Source organism: Oerskovia sp. NPDC056781 (assembly GCF_042789955.1).
Taxonomy (GTDB): domain Bacteria; phylum Actinomycetota; class Actinomycetes; order Actinomycetales; family Cellulomonadaceae; genus Oerskovia; species Oerskovia rustica.
This window is the reverse complement of sequence record NZ_JBHUAD010000353.1, coordinates 1-2,684: the sequence shown is the minus strand read 5'-3', so window position 1 is coordinate 2,684 and position 2,684 is coordinate 1. Positions and strand designations below refer to the sequence as shown.

Genomic DNA, 2,684 nt, shown 5'->3' with positions numbered 1-2,684 from the left:
GTCCCTCCACAGGCCGGCCGGCACCACCGCTCGACAGCCCGCCCGACCCGCCCGGACAGCCGCCGGACGGGTCGGACGACCCGACCTCACCGGTCGGACCTCACGAAAGCAGGCACGACCATGGCGATGCAGCAGCACTTCCTCCGGCCCGAGCGGGACGCCGACGGGCGGTCCGCACTGACCAACGTGCGCGCGCACCAGCGGGAGAACGGCCACAGCCACGCCCTGTGGATCCTCGCCGTCCTCGCGGCGACCCTCGTCGTGGGCCTGCTCGTCTCGCTGCTGGCCCCGGGCGCGTCCGCCCTGGCTCTCTCCTCGCGGTCCGCCGCGCTCCCGCACGCGGTGAGCGCCGCCGTCGGGCCGGAGGACCCTGCCGCCACGCCGGTGACCTGGGGTGTGCGCCCCGCCGACACCGTGCACGGCACCGAGCGTCCCAACTACGCCTACTCCCTGGAGCCGGGTGCGAGCCTGGACGACGGGATCATCGTCTCCAACTACACGCAGGGCCCGCTGACGTTCCGCGTCTACGCGGCCGACGGGTTCATGACGGAAGCGGGCGAGCTCGACCTGCTGCCGGCGGGTGAGGAGTCCTCCGCGCTCGGCGCCTGGGTGTCCTTCGCGGGCGAGGAGGTCACGGTCGACGGTGGCGACAGCGTGGTCGTCCCGTTCACCCTGACCGTCCCGGCCGACGCGACACCGGGCGACTACGCGGCAGGTGTCGTGTCCTCGCTGCTGGTCGAGAACGCCGAGGGCGTGAGCGTCGACCGCCGCCTGGGCTCGCGCATGCACCTGCGCGTCGCGGGCGACCTGGTCCCGGCCGTCGTGCTCGACGACGTCTCGGTCACCTACGACGGCACGCTCAACCCGTTCGCCGCGGGGGACGCGACCGTGACGTTCACCGTCACGAACGACGGAAACACGCGCCTGGCCGCCGGTCAGGTCGTGCGGGTCGCGGGGCCGTGGGGGGCCGGCGCGCAGAGCGCCCCCCGCGTCGAGCTCCCCGAGCTGCTCCCCGGGACGTCGGTGACCCGCACCGTGACGGTCGACGGCGTGTGGCCGCTCGGCCGGGTCTCGGCGGACGTGCGGGTGACCGCGGAGGTCGTCACGGCGATCGGCGCGACCGACGCGGACACCGTCCCGGTCGTGGCCCCCGCGACGGCCTCGGCGTCGACGCTCGCGGTGCCGTGGGCCGCCCTCGCGCTGCTCGTCCTGCTCGTCGGGGCGGTCGTCCTGTGGCGGCGCGCTGCCCGACGGCGCCGTGCCCGTGACGAGCGCAAGGTCGCCGAGGCCGTGGCCCAGGCCCTCAAGGAGCGCGACGAGCAGCCCGTCGCCTGACGTGCGCCGGCCGACTGGCGCGCCGTGGCCGACTGGCGTGCCCCCCCACCTGGCCGGGCTCAGGAGAACAACGGGGCGAGCCGGTTGTCGACCGTCGAGAGCGCCGACCCGATCGCCATGTGCATGTCGAGGTACTGGTAGGTGCCCAGGCGACCGCCGAAGAAGACCTCAGGCTCGCCCTCGGCCAGGCGACGGTAGGCCGCGAGCCGTTCGCGGTCGGCCGCGGTGCTGACCGGGTAGTAGGGCTCGTCGGTCCGCTCGGCGAAGCGGGAGAACTCCCGCATGATGACGGTCCTGTCGGTCGGGTAGTTGCGCTCCGGGTGGAAGTGCCGGAACTCGTGGATCCGGGTGTAGGGCACGTCGGCGTCCGGGTAGTTCATGACGGAGGTGCCCTGGAAGTCGCCCACGGGCAGGACCTCCTGCTCGAAGTCGAGCGTCCGCCACGAGAGCTCGCCCTCGGAGTGGTCGAAGTAGCGGTCCACAGGCCCTGTGTACACGACCGGGACGTGGCCGACGACAGCCTGCTTGTTCACTGGCTGCGAGGCGTCGAAGAAGTCGGTGCCGAGCTGCACGGTGATGTTCGGGTGGTCGGCCATGCGTTCGAGCCACGCCGTGTACCCGTCGACGGGAAGGCCCTCGTAGGTGTCGGCGAAGTAGCGGTTGTCGTACGTGTACCGGACCGGGAGGCGGGAGATGACCGACGCCGGCAGGTCCCGGGGGTCCGTCTGCCACTGCTTGGCCGTGTAGTCGCGGACGAACGCCTCGTAGAGCGGGCGCCCGATGAGGCTCACACCCTGCTCGTCCAGGTTCTGCGGGGTCCTCCCACCGAGCTCGGCCGCCTGCTCGCGGATCAGGGCGCGCGCGGCGTCGGGACCGAGGGCGCTGCGGAAGAACTGGTTGATGGTCCCCAGGTTGATCGGCAGGGGGTACACCTCGCCGCGGTGCGTGCTGTAGACGCGGTGCACGTACGAGGTGAACCGCGTGAACCGGTTGACGTACTCCCACACGCGCTCGTTCGAGGTGTGGAAGAGGTGCGCCCCGTACTGGTGCACCTCGATCCCCGTCTCGGGCTCGGTCGCGCTGTACGCGTTCCCCCCGATGTGCGACCGGCGGTCGATCACGAGGACCTTGAGCCCACGTTGCGTCGCGAGACGCTCCGCCACGGTCAGGCCGAAGAAGCCTGCTCCCACCACCACGAGATCCGTCATCATGCTCCCAGCTGAACCGGCCGTCACGTCGCTCGGCGCACCTGCGTCGAGGGGCGTCCGTGCGGCCCGGGAACCTCACCGGGAGTCTCGGGATCGAGGTCACGGGCGCCGACGAGCTCGAAGGACTGCAGCATATAGCGC

At 72.1% G+C, this 2,684-nt stretch carries 2 protein-coding genes; one reads left to right on the top strand and one right to left on the bottom strand.

Annotation, left to right across the window (positions count from 1 at the left end; translation table 11 throughout):
- Window positions 1-120 precede the first annotated feature (120 nt).
- Entirely contained in the window at window positions 121-1,335 is a 1,215-nt protein-coding gene (locus ACFRCR_RS18240) for a DUF916 domain-containing protein (protein ID WP_377679573.1), read from the top strand.
- Window positions 1,336-1,394: 59 nt separating this feature from the next.
- Here the strand turns inward: ACFRCR_RS18240 and glf are convergent, their stop codons facing one another.
- A complete protein-coding gene (glf, locus tag ACFRCR_RS18235; RefSeq protein ID WP_377679571.1) occupies window positions 1,395-2,546 on the bottom strand; it encodes a UDP-galactopyranose mutase in 1,152 nt (383 codons plus the stop codon).
- Window positions 2,547-2,684 lie beyond the last annotated feature (138 nt).

Excerpts from the sequence above, each read along its gene's own strand:
- ACFRCR_RS18240 (WP_377679573.1), top strand. The coding sequence starts at position 121 with ATGGCGATGCAGCAGCACTTCCTCCGGCCCGAGCGGGACGCCGACGGG.
- glf (WP_377679571.1), bottom strand. The coding sequence starts at position 2,546 with ATGATGACGGATCTCGTGGTGGTGGGAGCAGGCTTCTTCGGCCTGACC.